This is a genomic window from Kribbella sp. NPDC050459 (assembly GCF_040655315.1).
Taxonomy (GTDB): Bacteria; Actinomycetota; Actinomycetes; order Propionibacteriales; family Kribbellaceae; genus Kribbella.
On sequence record NZ_JBFAJQ010000001.1, the window covers coordinates 627,593 to 644,154 of the forward strand.

Here is a 16,562-nt window from a genome sequence, read left to right on the forward strand (position 1 = left end):
GACCACAGGGTAGGGTGTGGTCCGACCACAGATTCAGCCGGGAGACGTGATGACCGATCGCCAGATGCCCAAATGGTCCGAGTTGAAGCCGCTGCTGCGGCCGAAGCCGATCACGGTGAACCCGACCGAGCGGCGGCTGGAGAAGGCGCTGACGATCGCGGACCTGCGGGCGATCGCGAAGCGCCGGACGCCGCGGTCGGTGTTCGACTACACCGACGGCGCCGCCGAGGCGGAGATCAGCCTGCGCCGCGCCCGCCGGCTGTTCGCCGAGATGGAGCTGCAGCCGTCCATCCTGCGCGACGTCTCCGACATCGACCTGGGGACGTCGATCCTGGGCGGCCGCTCCGAGCTGCCGTTCGCGTTCGCGCCCACCGGCTTCACCCGGATGATGAACCACGAGGGCGAGAGCGCGGTCGTGAAGGTCGCCGAGCAGGTCGGCATCCCGTACGCGTTGTCGACGATGGGCACCACCTCGATCGAGGACGTCGCGGCCGCGGGCCCGAACGCACGCAAGTGGTTCCAGCTGTACGTGTGGAAGGACCGCACGGCCGGTGAGGACCTGGTGAAGCGGTCGGCCGCCGCCGGGTACGAGGCGCTGATGCTCACCGTCGACGTACCGGTCGCCGGGGCCCGGCTCCGCGACGTCCGCAACGGCTTCACGATCCCGCCGTCGCTCACCGCGAAGACCGTCCTGGACGCGTCGCTGCACCCGGCCTGGTGGGCGAACCTGCTGACCACGCGCCCGCTGACGTTCGCCTCGCTGTCCACCTGGGACGGCACCGTCGCGGAACTGCTCGACAAGCTGTTCGACCCGACCATGACGATCGACGATCTCAACTGGCTGCGCTCGATCTGGGACGGCCCGCTGATCGTCAAGGGCATCCAGACCGTCGAGGACGCCCGCCGGGTTGTGGACGCCGGCGCGGACGCGGTCGTGCTGTCGAACCACGGCGGCCGCCAACTGGACCGCGCCCCGACGCCGCTGCGGATCCTGCCGGACGTCCGGAAGGCGGTCGGCAGCGACGCGGAGATCTACCTCGACACCGGCATCATGTCCGGCGCCGACATCGTCGCGGCGATCGCGCTCGGCGCCGACGCCTGCCTGGTCGGTCGCGCGTACCTGTACGGCCTGATGGCCGGCGGTCAGCGCGGTGTCGCCCGGGCCGCGGACATCCTGACCAAGGAGGTACGCCGCACGATGGCCCTGCTCGGCGTCTCCCGCGTGGCCGACCTGAACCCGTCCCACGTCCGCCTGCCCTGACACCGGCCGGCTTGTTCACAGCGGCAGCGTCGCCGTGATCCGCAGGCTGCCGGTCGGTGTGCGGTTCGCGGTCAGGGTGCCCCCGAGTGCGGTGGCGCGTTCGCGCATCCCGGAGATGCCGTTGCCCTCTTTGGGTGCACCGGCCAGCGACTCGCCGTTGTCGTCGACCTGAAGCACCAGGGACTGCTCGCCGTACTGGATCCGGACCGTCGCCGACGTCGCCCGGGCGTGCCGTACGACGTTCGTCAGCGACTCCTGGACGATGCGGAACGCCGCGCGGTCGAGTCCGGCCGGCAGCGGCCGCGGATCGCCGTGCACGATCTTGTGTACGTCGAGGCCGGCCCGCTCGGTCCGGCTGATCAGGTGATCGAGGTGATCGAGTCCGGTGACCGGCTGCCGCGGCGCGGACTCGTCGGACTGCCGCAGGACGCCGACGATCGACCGCAGCTCGACCAGCGCCTCTTTGCTCGCGTCCTTGATCGCGGACAACGCCGGGGCGGCCTGCTCGGGCTGCCGGTCGACCAGGTGCAGCGCGGTGGACGCCTGCACGTTGATCAGCGAGATGTGGTGCGCGACGACGTCGTGGAGCTCCTGCGCGATCCGCAGCCGTTCCTCGCCGGCACGGCGCAGCTCCTCCTCCTTCCGCGTCCGCGCGGCGGCCATCACGCGGTCGCGGTGCGCGCGGAAGAGCTCGGCGAGGAAGCCCAGGACGCAGAAGCAGGTGCCGACGAGCAGCACCTGATAGATGCCCTGCTCGTTGATCCCGAGGATCATCCGCCCGCCGACGTGCCCGACGTACAAGGTGATCAGCCCGAGCCAGCCCGCCAGCCGGTGCCCCAGGCGGATCGTGGTGAACACGGCGATCACGAACGCGAACACCACCGGGCCCCACGGGTACTCGCGGAGCATGTAGACCAGCGTCGAAAGGACCGTTGCCCACAGCACCGGGATCGGCTTCGTCCACAGCCAGTACAGCGACAGTGAGCCGATCAGCAGCAGCACCACCATCAACAAGTCCGGCTCGTGGCGGTCGGTCTGACCGCGGGACGCCCCGAACGTGCCGACCACCGAGAACACGGCAAGCGCCACGGGCAGGGCCGCGCGGCGCACTCGTGCCCCCAGGGGCGGGGGCGTCTCGGTCGTGCTCACAGTACGGAACCGTAGAGGCCGGGCGGGGCCGGTGTCATCGTCGCCACGGAGTACATCGGCCTGCGCCCGCCGCGGTAGTTCAGTACTTGACCTTGTAGATCTTCTCCTCGTACGCCGTGCCGTAGTACTCCTCCAGCGTCGCGAGCTCGTCGTCGGGCCGCTCCAGCGCCTTCGCGATCCGCGGGCGGCTGGGCATCGCCTCCGGGGTCCAGGTCTCCGGCTTCCACAGCTGGGAGCGCAGGAACGCCTTCGAGCAGTGGTGGAAGATCTCCTCGATCTCGACCAGCAGGGCGAGCTGCGGGCGGTTGCCCTTCACGACCATCTCGTCGAAGAACGGCGCCTCGCGGACGATCCGGGCGCGGCCGTTGATCCGCAGCGTGTCGCCGCGGCCGGGCAGGAAGTAGATCAGCCCGACGTGCGGGTTGGAGAGGATGTTGGTGAACCCGTCGACCCGCCGGTTGCCGGCCCGCTCCGGGATCGCGATCGTCGTGCTGTCGAAGATCTTCGTGAACCCGGCCGGGTCGCCCTTGGGGGAGACGTCGCAGGTGCCGTCGTCCGCGGAGGTGGCGATCAGGCAGAACGGCGAGGCCGCGAGCCACTCCCGGTCGAGGTCGTGCAACTCCTTGCGGGCCTTGCCTGCGGCGGCTGCCAGTGGTTGCGGGACAACCTCCCGCAGCTCGTCGTACGTTGTGATCTCGACCAGTCCGGGAATCTCCATCAGGCGGCGTTCTCCTCTGCCAGCGACGGCGTGGCGTCCTCATTGACGGCCCTCGTCCGCGCAGCCCATCGTACGGCGGGACCAGTCGCGCAACTGGTCCCCAGGAACAGTGCACCGACGGCCAGCCAGCCGATCGGGCCCCAGCCGAGCACCACTGTGGTGAGCAGTGCCGGGCCGAGCATCCGGGCGATCGCGGGGCCGGTGCCGAAGAAGCCCTGGTACTGGCCCTGCTTGTCGGCGGGGGCCAGCCCGAAGCTGATTTCCCACGCGCCGGAGGCGAGTTTCATCTCGCCGAGCGTCAGGAGTGCGGCGGCGATGACGAGGACGACGGCGGTGAGCGGGGCGCTCAGGCCGGCGGCGGTGGTCGCGAAGACTGCGCAGGCGGCCAGCATCGCGACACCGGCGTACCGGACGCTGCGGGACGCGGTGCGCAGATCCTTGACGCTCTTCGCGATCCGGACCTGGAAGAACGTCACGCCGAGCGTGTTCACGATCATCAGCGAGGCGACGACCCAGCTGGGCGCGTTCGTGCGGGTGACGATCCAGAGCGGGCCGACCAGGCTGATCAGCGGCATGAAGAGCAGCATCACCGCATTGATCAGCGCGAGCACGGCGTACGGGCGGTCGTGCAGCACGGCCAGCCGCGGCTCGCCCGCGACGCGCAGCGTGGTCGCGATCGACGGCACCCGGCGCAGTAGCCCGGCCGCGATCAGGAAGCTGAGGGCGTCGACCGCGAACACAGTCAGGTACGCCGCCGTGCTGTCGAAGCGGAGCGCCACGCCGCCGAGAAGCGCGCCGATCGCGAGCCCGGCGTTCACGGTGGACTGCAGGAACGCGCGGATCCTGGTCCGCTCCGCCGGGGCGACCAGGCCCGCGAGCAACGCCTGCCGCGCCGCGGTGAGCCCGGTCTGACTGCACGCGTAGATCACCGCGGCGATCAGGAAGCCGGCGAAGCTCCTGACCACCAGGAACGAGGCGACTGCTGTCGCGGTCGTCAGCGCCAGCAGGACCGCGGTGCCGCGGGCTCCCCGCCGGTCCGCGAGGTTTCCAAGCGGGACGCCCGCCAGGAATCCGACCAGCCAGGCGATCGTCAGCCCGAGCCCGACCTCCGCGGTCGAGAGCCCGACCACGCGGGTGAAGAACAACGCCGAGGTGACGACGAACGCCCCGTCCCCGACCGAGTTGGCCAACTGCGCCATCGCGAGATCCCGCGGCGCTCCGGCCGGGGGAAGCATCTGCCCAAGTCTGCTGCTCATGTCCTCGAGCCTAGATGCGCAACGGCCCACCCGAGAGATCCATTCCCACCTTCAGAACATGGGCCAATTTCAGCTGTGGACAACCCGGCCCGGCGGCCGGAATCGCGGCATCTTTACAGGCATGAGCTTCGAGAACCTCTCCGCCACCTGGCCCGACCGCCCGCTCACCGACCCCGCCGTCACAGCCGATGTCGTAGACCTCATGGTCAGCCACGGCGACCGCCGCCGAGGCACCCTCACAGTCCTCATCTGCGCCCCCGACGACCACTACCTGGCCACCGTCACCGTCGAACTCCCGGCCGACGCCATCCCGGCCGACGCCATCCCAGCTGCGGCCGTCCCGCCTGAGGCCGTCCCAGCCGACCGGTCGACCCATGCCGTGGGTCCGAGCCCGGCCCAGCTCTGCGGGACCGCCATGCACCCGATCATCCCGGCGGTCCGCACCGCCCCCGACGCGGCTCTCATCCTGACCCTCGGCCGCCCCGGCCCCGCCCGCCTGACCGACCTGGACAACCAGTGGTCACAAGCCGCCACCGCGATCTGCCGCGCCGCCGGCATCCGCCTCCTCGGCTTCTACATCGCCACCAAAGACGGCATCTACAGCCCGGACATCACCAACACCCCCGCAGCCGCCGCCTGAACCGGCCCACCCGACGGTCTGCGGCCACCTCGTCCCGGCCGTCGGCTGGGTGTGGTGGTTACCGGACTCCCCGGGGGCGGAACTGGATGCTGATGCGTGGGCCTACGCGGCCGGCTGCCTTCGGGATGGCGTGTTCCCAGGTGCGCTGGCAGGAGCCGCCCATGACGATCAGGTCGCCGTGCCCGAGTGGATACCGCACCGTCGAGCCGACCGGACCGCTGGATCCGCCCGGTCGCGGTCGCAGGGCAAGCACGCGAGGCTCGCCGACCGACAGGATCGCGACCATGGTGTCCTCGTGGTTGCCGCGCCCGATCCGATCCCCGTGCCACGCCACGCTGTCCCGGCCGTCGCGGTAGAAACACAACCCCGCCGTACGGAACGGCTCACCCAGCTCGTCCGCGTAGTACCCGCTCAACGCATCCCGCGCCTCGTCGAGGATCGGCAGTGGCAGCTCGGCGTTCTCACCGTAGAAGCACAGCAGGCGCGGCACGTCGACCACCCGGTCGTACATCTGCCGCCGCTCCGCCTGCCACGGCACCTCCCGAGCCAGCCGCTCGTACACCTGATCCGCCCCCGTCAACCACCCCGGAAGCACATCGATCCAGGCCCCGCGCCCCAACTCGGTCCGCGACACCCCGTCCAGCGACCCCAACTCCGGATCCGCGAACGCATCCAGCAACGAGCCCTGAAGGTCAGCACCCATACGCCCACCATACCCGAAACTCGAACAAATGTTCCCATCATCTGTCCCTCATCTGCGGTGAGCGCCAAGGGCTAAGCGCTGGGGCTGGGGTCATGGTGTGGTGTTGCGAGCGCCTACTGAGGGATGCGATCCACCTGCTCCTGTCTGAGCCGCCGCTCAGTCCGCCCCCGGTACCCGATCTGCATCGCCGACTCTCGGAAATCGAACCCGGCGGCGGTCGGTGGATGCGCCGCTTCGCCTTGCAGGCATGGGATTCCGTGAGTTTGACGGATTTGGCGCACAGTCAGACATTCGATAGAATCGAACACATGTTCGATCATGATCTCGGTGTGCTGCCGACCCGCGACCTGCTGGAGGCCGCGGCCGAATGCCGCGCGGTCGCCAGCAGGGCCGACGCGCGGGTGCTGGAGTGCGCCCAGGTCTACGCCGATCGGTTCCATCCCGCGGTGTGCGAGGTCCGGCCGGGCCGGCGCGTCCGCGACGGCGGCGAGCGCGCAGTGGTGCTCGGTGGAGAGGGCTGCCCGGAGATCGCCGAGTTCGCGGTCGCCGAGTTCGCCGTCGTGCTCGGCGTCTCTCCCGGCGTCGGCCGCCAGATCATCGCCGATGGCCTCGCGTTGCGGCACCGGTTCCCGCGGATCTGGGCGCAGGTCCAGGCCGGTGCGGCGACACCGTGGAAAGCCTGTCAGATCGTGCGGTACTGCGTGAAGCTCGACCCGTGCGCCGCGGCGTACGTGGACCGGCGAGTCGCGCCGATCGTGGACACCATCTCCCCGTACCGGCTGGACAAGATCGTGGCCGCAGCCAAGAAGCAGGCCGATCCGGGGCTCGCTGAAACCGACGCCGCGGAAGCAGCCGCCGACCGTGGCGTGTTCGTCGGGCGCGGCGACGGGCACGGCAACAAGTCCATCTACATCAAAGCCGCCGCAGCCGCGGTCAACCGCCACGACGCGACCATCGCCGCGATCGCCGATGCCCTGAAGACCTTCGGCGACACCCGCCCCGTGCAACACCGCCGCGCCGAAGCCGTCGGCATCATCTGCGACCCCGCCTTCACCCAAGAACTCCTCGCCCAAGCCCAAACCAACACCGCCACCCAACCTCAAGCCGCCCCCGAGACCGACGCCCGGACCGAAGCCGATGCGAGGCTCGACGCGAGGGTGGATGCGCGCGCCGGGGCTGATGCGGGGGTGGACGTCCGGGACGGAGTTGATGTCCGGGCCGGAGTTGACGTTCTGGCCGGAGGCGCCGGTCGCCGCGATCCCGGCGGGGCGTGCGGCCGAGCGTCTGGTGACGTACGTGCTGCGGCGACTGCCTACGCCGGCCCGGAGGCCGCGCCAGATACGACGGCAACGCCGTGTCCCGCACCGGCCGGCGACGCTGCGGTTGCGTCGACCGAGGCCATGACGGGCGATCGCGTGTGTTCGGGGAGCGGGGTGATTCTGCGGGCCGAGAGGGTCGGGGCCGCGTGTCCGGGCGGCGAGGATGACCTGCTGTTTGATCCGCAGGAGCCAGTCGGGCCGGTGGAGGATCCGTGGTTGGAAGCGTCAGGGCCGTGTGATCCCGATCTGCCGGTTGATCCGTATGGCAGCCGGTTGGCTGATCCGGAGGCTCGGAATGACGACGAGTCTGCGATGGATGCTGCCGCGTTGCGGGCGCTCGACGGACGGCTCGCGCAGATCAAACAGGACGCCTACGCCGCCGGTTCGATCAGGCGGACCGATCCGGCAGGTCGGTCCAGGGGACAGGTGCGTCCAGGACAGACCGAGGTGATCGTGCATCTCACCGACAAGACTCTGGCGAGTGGTGCCGGTGTTGTGCGCGCCGAGGGCATCGGGCCGCTGCTGGCCGGTCAGTTGGCCGAGTTGGTCGGGCATGGGCCATACACCGTGAAGCCTGTGATCGATCTGAACGACGCGGTCAGTGTCGACGCGTACGAGATCCCCACCCGCATTCGAGAGCGGGTTCGGCTGATCCACCCCGTCGAGCTGTTCCCGTACGGCACCCGCGAGAGCAGCGACCGCATCGACCTCGACCACATCGAGCCGTACGACCCTCACGGACCAAGAGGCCAGACCAGTACGGCCAACCTGGCGCCGCTCGGCCGGTTCGGTCATCGGGTGAAGACGCATGCCCGCGGATGGTCGGTGCATCGGGTCGGCCCAAGCACGCTCGAATGGAGTACGCCGCACGGGTTCACCTTCCACGTCGACCCCCACGGCACCCATCGGGTGGACCCGGGGATGGACAAGACTTCTGTACGTCGACGAGCCGGCCGGGCTGGAGGATGAATGTCGCGATTGTTGATCCGCAACGTGTCCGTCCTGGTCGTGCCCGAGCAGGGCGACTGCCGCGTCGACGAAGCTCAGGACATCTCTGTCGAGGGCGACCGGATCGTCGCGATCACGCCCACCTCAGCCGGGGCGGAGGGCGGTTGGGGGAGCAGTTCGGGTGTTGAGGTTGTGGACGGGACCGGGTTGCTGGCGGTGCCTGGGCTGGTGAACTCGCATACGCACAGTCCGATGGTGATGATGCGCGGGGCGGCCGAGGATCTGGCGATCGCGGACTGGTTCAACCGGCGGATCTGGCCGATGGAGGTGAACCTGACGCCGGAGCGGGTGCGGGTCGGGGCTCGGCTGGCGTGTGCGGAGATGTTGCTGGGTGGGGTGACGACCTTTGTCGATCACTACTTCCACGCCGACCAGATCGCCGAGGCCGCGGTCGAGTCCGGGATCCGCGCGGACCTCGCGCCGACGTTCTTCTCCTCGGCGGGTGACCAGGCCGTCGGCAATGCGTTCGAGACGACACGAGAGCTCGCGCAGCGGCATCCGCGGATCACCGCGAGCCTCGGCCCGCACGCGACGTACACGGTGACCGACGACGACCTCCGGCGTACGGCGGACTTCGCGCGGGCGGAAGGGCTGCGGATCCACTTGCACGCCGCCGAGACCGACGGTCAGACGCAGGCCTCGCTCGACAAGCACGGCGTCACACCGGTCCAGGTGCTCGAACGGACCGGTGTCCTCGACGCAGGTGCCCTCGTCGCGCACGGCTGCGGGATCCGCGCGGACGACCTGCCGATCCTGGAGCGGTACGCCGGGACGACCGTCGCGTCCTGCCCGAAGGTCTACCTGAAGCTCGCGATGGGCGAAGTCACCCCGATCAAGGCATTGCGCGCAGCAGGCGTCGACGTCGGCATCGGCACCGACGGCGCCGCCGTGCACAACACCCTCGACGTCTGGGAAGCGATGCGGATGGTCGCCCTCACCCAAAAGCAACGTGAACACGACGCCGAGTGGATGACGCTGTCCGACACCCTCCGTCTGGCCACCCGGGGCAGTGCCGCGGCCGCCGGCCTCGCCGACCGCATCGGCGTACTCGAGCCGGGCCGGCAGGCCGACATCGTCCTCGTCGATCTGAGCGCACCCCACAACCAGCCGCTGCACGACCCCCGCGCCGCGCTCGTCTACTCGGTCCGAGCCTCCGACGTGGTCACTGTCCTCGTCGCCGGTCAGGTCGTGGTGCGCGACCGCCGACTGACGACCATGGACCTGGCCGGGGTCTTGGCCGATGCGAGATCCCTCGCCCACACGCTCGTGGACCTGTCCGCGGGCGGCGCCGTGCAACACTACGCGCCATGACCGCGGATCTGGCCTCCTGGCGGAGGGCGCCGTTCGCCGGTGCCGGCCTGACCTATGACTGCTTCGAGAAGGGCGAGGGACCTGGTGTCGTCCTGATCCCGGAGATCCCCGGGCTGACTCCGGAGGTGGCCGCGTTCGGTGAGCATCTGGTGCGCGAGGGGTTCACCGTCGTGATCCCGTCGCCGTTCGGTACGCCGGGACGCGCCGAGACCCCGGGTTACACGCTCGGCGTGATCGCCCGGTTGTGCGTCTCGAAGGAGTTCCGGTGCTTCGCGGCGAATGCGGAGCGCCCGATCACGAGGTACCTGCGGGCCGTCGCGACCGATCTGGCCGCGCGGACGCCGGGCCGGGGCGTCGGTGTGGTCGGGATGTGCTTCTCCGGCGGGTTCGCGCTCGCGACCGCGGTCGAGGACGTGGTGACCGCGCCGGTGCTGAGCCAGCCGTCGACGCCGTTCGCAGTGACGCCGAAGCTGCGGCGGGATCCCGGCCTGTCGCCGCAAGAACTCGACAAGGTCAAGGAGCGGACCCGGGCCGACGGGCTCTGCGTCCTCGGGCTGCGCTTCAGCCGGGACCGGATGTCGCCGGCCGAGAGGTTCGTCACGTTGCGTGCGCAGCTCGGCGACGCGTTCGAGGTGATCGAGCTGGACTCGGCGCCCGGGAACCCCGACGGGTACGGGCGGTCCGCGCACTCGGTGCTCACCCGGGAGTTGCGCGAGGATCCGCCGAACTCGGCGTACCACGCCCGGACCCGGACCGTGGACTTCCTCCGTCGACAGCTGACAGCGACTATGTGACCACGCTCCGTACGGAAATGCAAAGATCGCGTTCGGTAACCCGAACGGTGTGATTCAGTGGCCCTCCGGCGGGGAATCCTCGGTTTTGCTGGGGGTGTTCGTTGCTGTCTGCGAAAATGGGGGAGCGGTGGGTCACGCTGTCGTTTTTCCTCTGGTCCTGGGTACCGGACGCATGGCACGATCGGCCACCGAGGCACCACAGGGGACTGGGACGAGTGAGGCTCTATGAACGGGCGGACAGCGCAGGAAAGCCGGCTCCCGAAGAGCGGGGACGCAGCGGCGAACGGCACCAACGGTCACGCTCCGCAATCAGCTCCGCACCGTGAACCGGCGTCCGAGTGGCAGTCGGGGCAGCAGGTCGGTGAGATCCAGCTAGGTCAGCCGGCCGACGTCGTACGGCGTTCGGAGTGGCTGTCGGAGGTGCGCGACCGGCCGCGGGACACGTCCGGCACGACGCTGCGGCAGTTCAACACGCCGGTCCGGGTCGACGAGATCGCGGTCGCGGCGATGACGCTCGCCGAGGACCTGCACGCCGCGACGCAGAACATGCCCGAGTCCGTCGAGCTGCGCAGGTTCCGGCAGGACCTCGACCAGGCCGCGACCACCTTCCGCGACCTGGCGAGCAGGCTGGAGGTCACCGCCGGCAAACTCGTCCGCCTGGCCGCGAACGAGGGACAGGCCTGTGGCGTCGGCTGGGGCGTCTGCCCCGAGCACGGCCTGACGCTGATGAACGTCGGCGAGACCGTCACCTGCCACGTCCTCGGCTGTGGCCGTGAGAACGAGGGTGAGGTCGAGCGCTGCGAGCACCCGGTCGCGTACCGGGTCGTCGACGCCGCCGGGCCGGCCCTGCTCACCTGCACCGGCCACGCGATCGCCTGCCGCCTCTACTTCGACAACCCGGTCATCACGGCCACCGCCGACAGCATGGAGCTGTTCTAGGAGATCCGGCAGGACGTCAGCTGGTCGTTCGCGTTCGGCGTCAGCGCGACGAAGTTCGGCGTGTCCGCGGTCCGTACCCACGACTGCCCGCCGAAGTTGTCCTCGGCGTAGACCGTCACTGTCCAGCCGGCCGGCACCCGCACGGACGACGCCCAGTTGTCCGGGACGCCGGCCGCCTGCAGCTGCGCTCGTGAGTAGTTGCCCTTGGCAAGCACGGCGCCGGCCGCGCCGCCGTAGTCCACGTGCTCGTAGAAGATCACGCCGGCGCCGGCTGCGGGCATCGGTACGGTCGGGCGCGTCGCGGTCAGCGGCGCCTGCCCCTTGAACATCCGCCCGCCGTCGTTCGTCAGCCTCAGGTAGTAGTCCGCGGAACAGGCCGTGCCGTCCTCGTCGAGGGCGCGGATCCCCGAGCCGGCCGGGACCCAGCCGGACGTCTCCGCGGTCTTGGCGATCTGGTTGCCCTCGTTGAACTCGTCGAACATCGAGATGTACAGACCTTGCACGCCGACGCGCGTGAGGTTGTAGAACTGGCGCCACATCAGGTCGCCGTGCCGCCGGTGCCCGGACTGCAGGTCGCCGGGGATCACGCACGGCTGATAGTCGATCCCGTGGGCGTTGCAGTCCGCCTGGTCCTGCTGGTTGACGTTGTTGTAGTAGTGATCCGCGCCCGCGATGTCGCTGATCCGGCCGACCATCCACGGCGAGAGCATGTTGAAGGCGTGGTACACGTCCAGGTACCCGGGCCGCGAGTCCTCGTTGCCCGGCAACCAGTGCGTCGGCACGCCGCCGATGACGTAGCAGCCCTGGCCCTTGAACCAGTTCACGACGTCGAGGCACACGTCGGCCGGCCACGCCTTGTTCGCTTCGTTGAAGCCGAAGCCCCAGATGCAGACGACCGGTTTGCCGTTCTGGCGCGCGTACGCCGGTGAGGACGTGTAGGCGCGCATCTTGTTGATCCAGTCCGCCTTCATCTCGGACTGCATCGACGTCCAGCCGGTCGCGTCGTACATGATGTAGAACTTGCGGCCGTACTGCTCCGCGGCTTGGCGCACCTTCGCCGCCATCGCGTCGCGCGTCGGGCCTTCGCCGCCGGTCGGGTTGAACCGCTGCAGCGCGGCCGTGTCGCAGCCGTTCTGCTGCATCCACTGGAAATGCGTGTTCACCGTCTGCTGGTCGTACGACGAGAACAGCCGCGCCGGCTGCCCGTTGCCGAGGTTGGGGTACGCCGTCTCGTACGTCGCGGTGAAATCGCGGACGTCGGGCCAGCTGACGATCGCGGTGTTCGTCGGCGACGGCGGCTGGCCCCAGTTCTGGCTCCAGTGCCACCAGCCGTTGATCGGGGCGCCGTCGCCGGCGCAGGCGAACCAGCCCTGGTAGCCGACGGTGACTTTGCCGACGACGTCGCCCGGGGGACTGGCGGCGAAGGCGAACTGGGTCTTGCCGGCGAGCGCGGCTGCGGCGGTGCCGGCGAGGAGGGTACGACGAGTGAGCTTCATGGGCGGGCTCCTGGAGGGGGCGGGCAGGAGAAAGCTCCGTGAGCGTACAAAACCCCACAAAGCGCTGCAAGAACTCGACTGTTACGAACTCTTGACGACGAAAAGGCGTGGACTTAGTTTGTTGGATCAACAGACAAAGTCTGCACAGGGGGTGCTCGCATGACCTTGACCGACGGCCGCCGCCCGGGAAGCCGGGGCGTTGCCGCCGATCACGTGTCGCTGCGGCGCAACAACCTCTCGGTGGTCCTGCGGCACGTCCGCGACCTCGGCCCGCGGTCCCGCGCCCGGATCGCCGAGGAGACCGGCCTGAACAAGGCGACCGTCAGCAGCCTGGTCGCCGAACTCGTCGAGCGCGGCCTGCTCCGCGAAGGCTCGGCCGACTCCAGTCGCGCCCTGGGCCGCCCGGGCCAGCTCGTCGAGCTCGACGGCACCGGCGTCTGCGGTGTCGGCGCCGAGATCAACGTCGACTACCTGGCGGTCGCGGCGCTCGACCTGGCCGGCCGCGTGGTCCTGGAGAAGCGCGTGCCCCTGGACGTCGCGCATCTCGAGCCGGCGACGACGCTCGACCGGCTGGCCGACCTGGTCCGGGAGGCGCTCGCGGCGATGGATGCCCGCGGCGGGCAGCTCGCCGGCGTGACGCTGGCGGTACCGGGTCTGGTCGAGGGCGAGACCGGGGAGCTGAAGCTCGCACCGAACCTGGGCTGGGGCGAGGTCTCGGTCGCGCAGGAAATGCGTACCCGGCTGGGCGACCCCGGCTATCCGCTGCACGTCGACAACGAGGCGAACCTGGCGGCGCTCGCCGCGTACGCCGAGCTCCAGAGCGCGGCAGACGCGGGCCAGGACCGCCCGCCCCACGACCTCGTCCTGCTCACCGGCGCGGTCGGCGTCGGCGGCGGCATGGTGTCGAACGGGCACCTCTTGCGCGGCGGCCGCGGGTACAGCGGCGAGGTCGGGCACATGCCGGTCGCCCCGCCCGGGCGGACCTGCGGGTGCGGGCGGACCGGGTGCTGGGAGACCGTCGTCGGGCTGACCGCACTGTTGCATAAGGCAACGGACAGGGACGACCCGGTGCGGGACCCGTCGCTGGACGTGGAGCAACGGCTGGCCGGGATCACCCGGCGCGCCGAAGCGGGGGACACGCGGACGCTGTCCGCGTTGAAGGACGTCGGCACCTGGCTGGGGATTGGGGGAGCGATCCTGGTGAACATCCTGAACCCGGACGTGCTCGTGCTGGGCGGCTACTTCGCCGTCCTCGGGCCGTGGCTGAAGGAACCTCTGGAGAAGGCGATCCGCGACCGCGTGATCGCACCGGACGGCGGCGGCTGCCGGGTCGTCCGGTCGGAGCTCGGTTTCGCGGCGGCCGTCCGCGGCGGGGCGCAGATCTCGCTCGACCAGATCTTCGTCGACCCGACCCGGATCGGGGTCGCGGCATGACCGATCTGCTGACCATGACGGGGATCGTCAAGGAGTTCCCCGGCGTCCGCGCGCTGGACGGCGTGGACCTCGACGTCCGCGCGGGTGAGGTGCACTGCCTGCTCGGACAGAACGGCGCCGGCAAGTCCACGCTGATCCGGGTGCTGACCGGCGCCCACCAGCCGGACGCGGGCACCATCCGGATCAACGACGAGCCGGTGCAGCTGAACAGCCCGACCGCGGCGATCCAGCGGGGCATCGCCGCGATCTACCAGGAGCTCGACCTGGTGCCGGAGTTGACCGTCGCCGAGAACGTCTTCCTCGGCCACGAGCCGTCCCGCTACGGCTTCAGCCGGACCCACGAGGCGAACGCGAAGGCACGCACGATCCTGCAGGGCCTCGGCCACGCCGAGATCCCGGTGCATCGCACGGTCGGCTCGTTGCCGGCCGCCGGGCAGCAGATCGTCAGCATGGCCCGCGCACTGTCCCGTGACGCCCGCCTGATCGTGATGGACGAGCCGTCGGCCGTGCTCGACCCGGAAGAGGTGTCGAACCTGTTCCGGGTGATCCGCGGCCTGACCGACCGCGGGGTCGCGGTCGTCTACATCTCGCACCGGCTCGAGGAGATCCGGGAGATCGGCGACCGGGTCACGGTGCTGAAGGACGGCACCACCGTCGCGACCGGCCTGGACGCCCGCGAGACGCCGACCAAGGAGCTCATCCAGCTGATGACCGGGCGGTCGATCGAGTACGTCTTCCCGCCGCGCACCGAGGTCCCGGCCGCAGCGCCCGTCCTCCTGGAGGTCGTCGGCCTGAGCCGGCCGGGTGAGTTCTCGGGCATCGACTTCGAGGTCCGCGCGGGAGAGATCGTCGGCCTGGCCGGACTGGTCGGCTCCGGGCGTTCCGAAGTACTCGAGACCGTGTACGGCGCCCGCCGGCCCGCGACCGGATTCGTGCGGGTCGGCGGGGCCACGCTCCGGCCGGGCAGGGTGCAGGCCGCCGTCAAGGCCGGGGTCGGGCTGGCGCCGGAGGAACGCAAGAGCCAGGCGTTGCTGCTCGACGAAGCGGTGTTCAAGAACATCACCGTGTCGACGCTGGGCCGGTTCGCGAGCACCGGATTCCTGAACAACCGGGCCGAGCGGGAAGCGGCGGGGAAGCTGGCCAAGGCCCTGGACGTCCGCCCGGCCGGTGTCGACCACCCGGTGCGCAACCTGTCGGGCGGCAACCAGCAGAAGGTCGTGCTCGCACGCTGGTTGCTGCGCGACTGCCGGGTGCTGCTGCTCGACGAGCCGACCCGGGGAGTCGACGTCGGGGCCCGCTCGGAGATCTACGCGTTGATCCGGCAGTTGGCGTCCAACGGGGTCGCGATCGTCCTGGTCTCCAGCGAGGTCGAGGAAGTGCTCGGTCTGTCCGACCGGGTCGTCGTACTGCGGGAGGGGCGTGCCGTCCACACGGGGCCCGCGCAAGACATCGACGAACACCAGGTGCTCGACCTGGTGATGGAGGGAGAAGCCGTGTGATGAGTGAGGACGTCACCACATCATCGACGCAGGAAACCGTCACGCCGCCCGCCACGCGACGTTCCACGAACCTGCTGCAGGGCGGGCTCGGCCGCAATCTCGGACTCGTGGTCGCGCTGGTGCTGCTCTGCATCGTCGGCGTCGTCACCGCCGGCGACACGTTCGCGACCGGAGCGAACGTGCTGACGATCCTGCGACTGGCCGCGGTCATCGGCGTGGTCAGCGTCGGGATGACGTTCGTCATCACCGGCGGGGGGATCGACCTGAGCGTCGGCGCGATGGTCGCGCTGGCGTCGGTCTGGGCGACCACGCTTGCCACCCAGCAGCTGGCCGCCGACTACCACTGGATCTTGATGGTCACCACGGCGCTCGCGGTCGGCGCCGCGTGCGGCCTGGTCAACGGCCTGCTGGTCGCCTACGGCAAGATCGTGCCGTTCATCGCCACGCTGGCGATGCTCGCGGCGGCCCGCGGCCTGGCCGAGATCATCTCCGACCGGAAGACCCAGATCATCACGGTCGACTCGTTCGTCGACTTCTTCGGCGGTTCGCTGATCGGCGTACCGGTGCTGGTCTGGATCTTCCTGCTGGTGGCCGCGGCCGGCTGGGTGGTGCTCAACCGCACCACGTTCGGCCGCCGTACCTTCGCCGTCGGCGGGAACGCCGAGGCGGCCCGCCTCGCGGGCATCAAGGTCCAGCGTCACACCGTGGCGCTGTACGTCCTGGCCGGACTCTGCTGCGGGATCGCCGCGGTGATGCTGATGGCACGGACGACCACGGGAAGCTCCACCCACGGTCAGTTGTACGAACTCGACGCGATCGCGGCGGTCGTGATCGGCGGGACGCTGCTGTCCGGCGGCCGCGGCACCATCGTCGGCACCGTGTTCGGCGTACTGATCTTCACGACGTTGAACAACGTCTTCACCCTCAACAACCTGAGCATCTCCGCCCAGTCGGTGGCGAAGGGCGCGATCATCGTGATCGCCGTCCTCCTCCAGCAGCGCCTGGCGCGACGTTCCACAGGATCGTAGAAGGAGG

At 69.9% G+C, this 16,562-nt stretch carries 14 protein-coding genes; 9 read left to right on the forward strand and 5 right to left on the reverse strand.

Annotated features, from left to right (window positions below):
- Positions 1-49: 49 nt before the first annotated feature.
- Positions 50-1,261: an alpha-hydroxy acid oxidase gene (locus AB0I12_RS02990; RefSeq protein WP_359923678.1), complete on the forward strand. Its 1,212-nt coding sequence runs from the start codon at positions 50-52 to the stop codon at positions 1,259-1,261.
- Positions 1,262-1,276: 15 nt separating this feature from the next.
- Here AB0I12_RS02990 and AB0I12_RS02995 read toward each other — a convergent pair whose 3' ends face one another.
- The 3 genes from AB0I12_RS02995 to AB0I12_RS03005 form a co-directional block, all read right to left on the reverse strand.
- Positions 1,277-2,410 carry a sensor histidine kinase gene (locus tag AB0I12_RS02995; RefSeq protein WP_359923681.1) on the reverse strand — a complete coding sequence of 378 codons (1,134 nt, stop codon included), beginning with the start codon at positions 2,408-2,410 and terminating at the stop codon, positions 1,277-1,279.
- Positions 2,411-2,489: 79 nt separating this feature from the next.
- Positions 2,490-3,128 carry a pyridoxamine 5'-phosphate oxidase family protein gene (locus tag AB0I12_RS03000; RefSeq protein WP_359923684.1) on the reverse strand — a complete coding sequence of 213 codons (639 nt, stop codon included), beginning with the start codon at positions 3,126-3,128 and terminating at the stop codon, positions 2,490-2,492.
- A complete protein-coding gene (locus AB0I12_RS03005) occupies positions 3,128-4,384 on the reverse strand; it encodes an MFS transporter (protein ID WP_359923686.1) in 1,257 nt (418 codons plus the stop codon). The genes AB0I12_RS03000 and AB0I12_RS03005 overlap by 1 nt, the downstream gene beginning before the upstream one ends.
- Before the next feature lie 121 nt (positions 4,385-4,505).
- Between AB0I12_RS03005 and AB0I12_RS03010 the strand changes: the two genes are divergently transcribed.
- A complete protein-coding gene (locus tag AB0I12_RS03010; protein ID WP_359923688.1) occupies positions 4,506-5,024 on the forward strand; it encodes a hypothetical protein in 519 nt (172 codons plus the stop codon).
- A 58-nt stretch (positions 5,025-5,082) separates the two neighbouring features.
- Here the strand turns inward: AB0I12_RS03010 and AB0I12_RS03015 are convergent, their stop codons facing one another.
- A complete protein-coding gene (locus tag AB0I12_RS03015; protein ID WP_359923690.1) occupies positions 5,083-5,727 on the reverse strand; it encodes an alpha-ketoglutarate-dependent dioxygenase AlkB in 645 nt (214 codons plus the stop codon).
- Positions 5,728-5,951: 224 nt separating this feature from the next.
- Here AB0I12_RS03015 and AB0I12_RS03020 point away from each other — a divergent pair, with 224 nt between their 5' ends.
- From AB0I12_RS03020 to AB0I12_RS03035, 4 genes are all read left to right on the forward strand, one after another.
- Entirely contained in the window at positions 5,952-8,015 is a 2,064-nt protein-coding gene (locus AB0I12_RS03020; RefSeq protein WP_359923692.1) for a hypothetical protein, read from the forward strand.
- Positions 8,016-9,365: an amidohydrolase gene (locus AB0I12_RS03025; RefSeq protein WP_359923694.1), complete on the forward strand. Its 1,350-nt coding sequence runs from the start codon at positions 8,016-8,018 to the stop codon at positions 9,363-9,365.
- Positions 9,362-10,159, forward strand: a complete 798-nt coding sequence (locus AB0I12_RS03030; protein ID WP_359923697.1) for a dienelactone hydrolase family protein — start codon at positions 9,362-9,364, stop codon at positions 10,157-10,159. The genes AB0I12_RS03025 and AB0I12_RS03030 overlap by 4 nt, the downstream gene beginning before the upstream one ends.
- 225 nt (positions 10,160-10,384) lie before the next feature.
- The gene (locus AB0I12_RS03035; RefSeq protein ID WP_359923699.1) at positions 10,385-11,098 is read left to right on the forward strand and encodes a hypothetical protein; all 714 of its coding nucleotides are present in this window, start codon (positions 10,385-10,387) and stop codon (positions 11,096-11,098) included.
- Here AB0I12_RS03035 and AB0I12_RS03040 read toward each other — a convergent pair.
- Positions 11,095-12,594 carry a lectin gene (locus tag AB0I12_RS03040; RefSeq protein ID WP_359923701.1) on the reverse strand — a complete coding sequence of 500 codons (1,500 nt, stop codon included), beginning with the start codon at positions 12,592-12,594 and terminating at the stop codon, positions 11,095-11,097. The two genes, AB0I12_RS03035 and AB0I12_RS03040, sit on opposite strands and share 4 nt — an antisense overlap.
- A 159-nt stretch (positions 12,595-12,753) precedes the next feature.
- Here AB0I12_RS03040 and AB0I12_RS03045 point away from each other — a divergent pair, with 159 nt between their 5' ends.
- From AB0I12_RS03045 to AB0I12_RS03055, 3 genes are read left to right on the forward strand one after another with little or no spacing between them, the layout of a single operon-like run.
- A complete protein-coding gene (locus AB0I12_RS03045) occupies positions 12,754-14,028 on the forward strand; it encodes an ROK family transcriptional regulator (protein WP_359923704.1) in 1,275 nt (424 codons plus the stop codon).
- Positions 14,025-15,527 carry a sugar ABC transporter ATP-binding protein gene (locus AB0I12_RS03050; protein ID WP_359923707.1) on the forward strand — a complete coding sequence of 501 codons (1,503 nt, stop codon included), beginning with the start codon at positions 14,025-14,027 and terminating at the stop codon, positions 15,525-15,527. The genes AB0I12_RS03045 and AB0I12_RS03050 overlap by 4 nt, the downstream gene beginning before the upstream one ends.
- Positions 15,527-16,555, forward strand: coding sequence for an ABC transporter permease (locus tag AB0I12_RS03055; protein ID WP_359923709.1), 1,029 nt, complete (start codon positions 15,527-15,529; stop codon positions 16,553-16,555). Before AB0I12_RS03050 ends, AB0I12_RS03055 begins: the two co-directional genes overlap by 1 nt.
- Positions 16,556-16,562: the final 7 nt, after the last annotated feature.

Bases quoted from the DNA above. Each gene is read 5' to 3' on its own strand.
- AB0I12_RS02990 (WP_359923678.1), top strand. From the start codon at position 50: ATGACCGATCGCCAGATGCCCAAATGGTCCGAGTTGAAGCCGCTGCTG.
- AB0I12_RS03000 (WP_359923684.1), bottom strand. From the start codon at position 3,128: ATGGAGATTCCCGGACTGGTCGAGATCACAACGTACGACGAGCTGCGG.
- AB0I12_RS03005 (WP_359923686.1), bottom strand. From the start codon at position 4,384: ATGAGCAGCAGACTTGGGCAGATGCTTCCCCCGGCCGGAGCGCCGCGG.
- AB0I12_RS03010 (WP_359923688.1), top strand. From the start codon at position 4,506: ATGAGCTTCGAGAACCTCTCCGCCACCTGGCCCGACCGCCCGCTCACC.
- AB0I12_RS03015 (WP_359923690.1), bottom strand. From the start codon at position 5,727: ATGGGTGCTGACCTTCAGGGCTCGTTGCTGGATGCGTTCGCGGATCCG.
- AB0I12_RS03020 (WP_359923692.1), top strand. From the start codon at position 5,952: ATGCGCCGCTTCGCCTTGCAGGCATGGGATTCCGTGAGTTTGACGGAT.
- AB0I12_RS03025 (WP_359923694.1), top strand. From the start codon at position 8,016: ATGTCGCGATTGTTGATCCGCAACGTGTCCGTCCTGGTCGTGCCCGAG.
- AB0I12_RS03030 (WP_359923697.1), top strand. From the start codon at position 9,362: ATGACCGCGGATCTGGCCTCCTGGCGGAGGGCGCCGTTCGCCGGTGCC.
- AB0I12_RS03035 (WP_359923699.1), top strand. From the start codon at position 10,385: ATGAACGGGCGGACAGCGCAGGAAAGCCGGCTCCCGAAGAGCGGGGAC.
- AB0I12_RS03040 (WP_359923701.1), bottom strand. From the start codon at position 12,594: ATGAAGCTCACTCGTCGTACCCTCCTCGCCGGCACCGCCGCAGCCGCG.
- AB0I12_RS03045 (WP_359923704.1), top strand. From the start codon at position 12,754: ATGACCTTGACCGACGGCCGCCGCCCGGGAAGCCGGGGCGTTGCCGCC.
- AB0I12_RS03050 (WP_359923707.1), top strand. From the start codon at position 14,025: ATGACCGATCTGCTGACCATGACGGGGATCGTCAAGGAGTTCCCCGGC.
- AB0I12_RS03055 (WP_359923709.1), top strand. From the start codon at position 15,527: ATGAGTGAGGACGTCACCACATCATCGACGCAGGAAACCGTCACGCCG.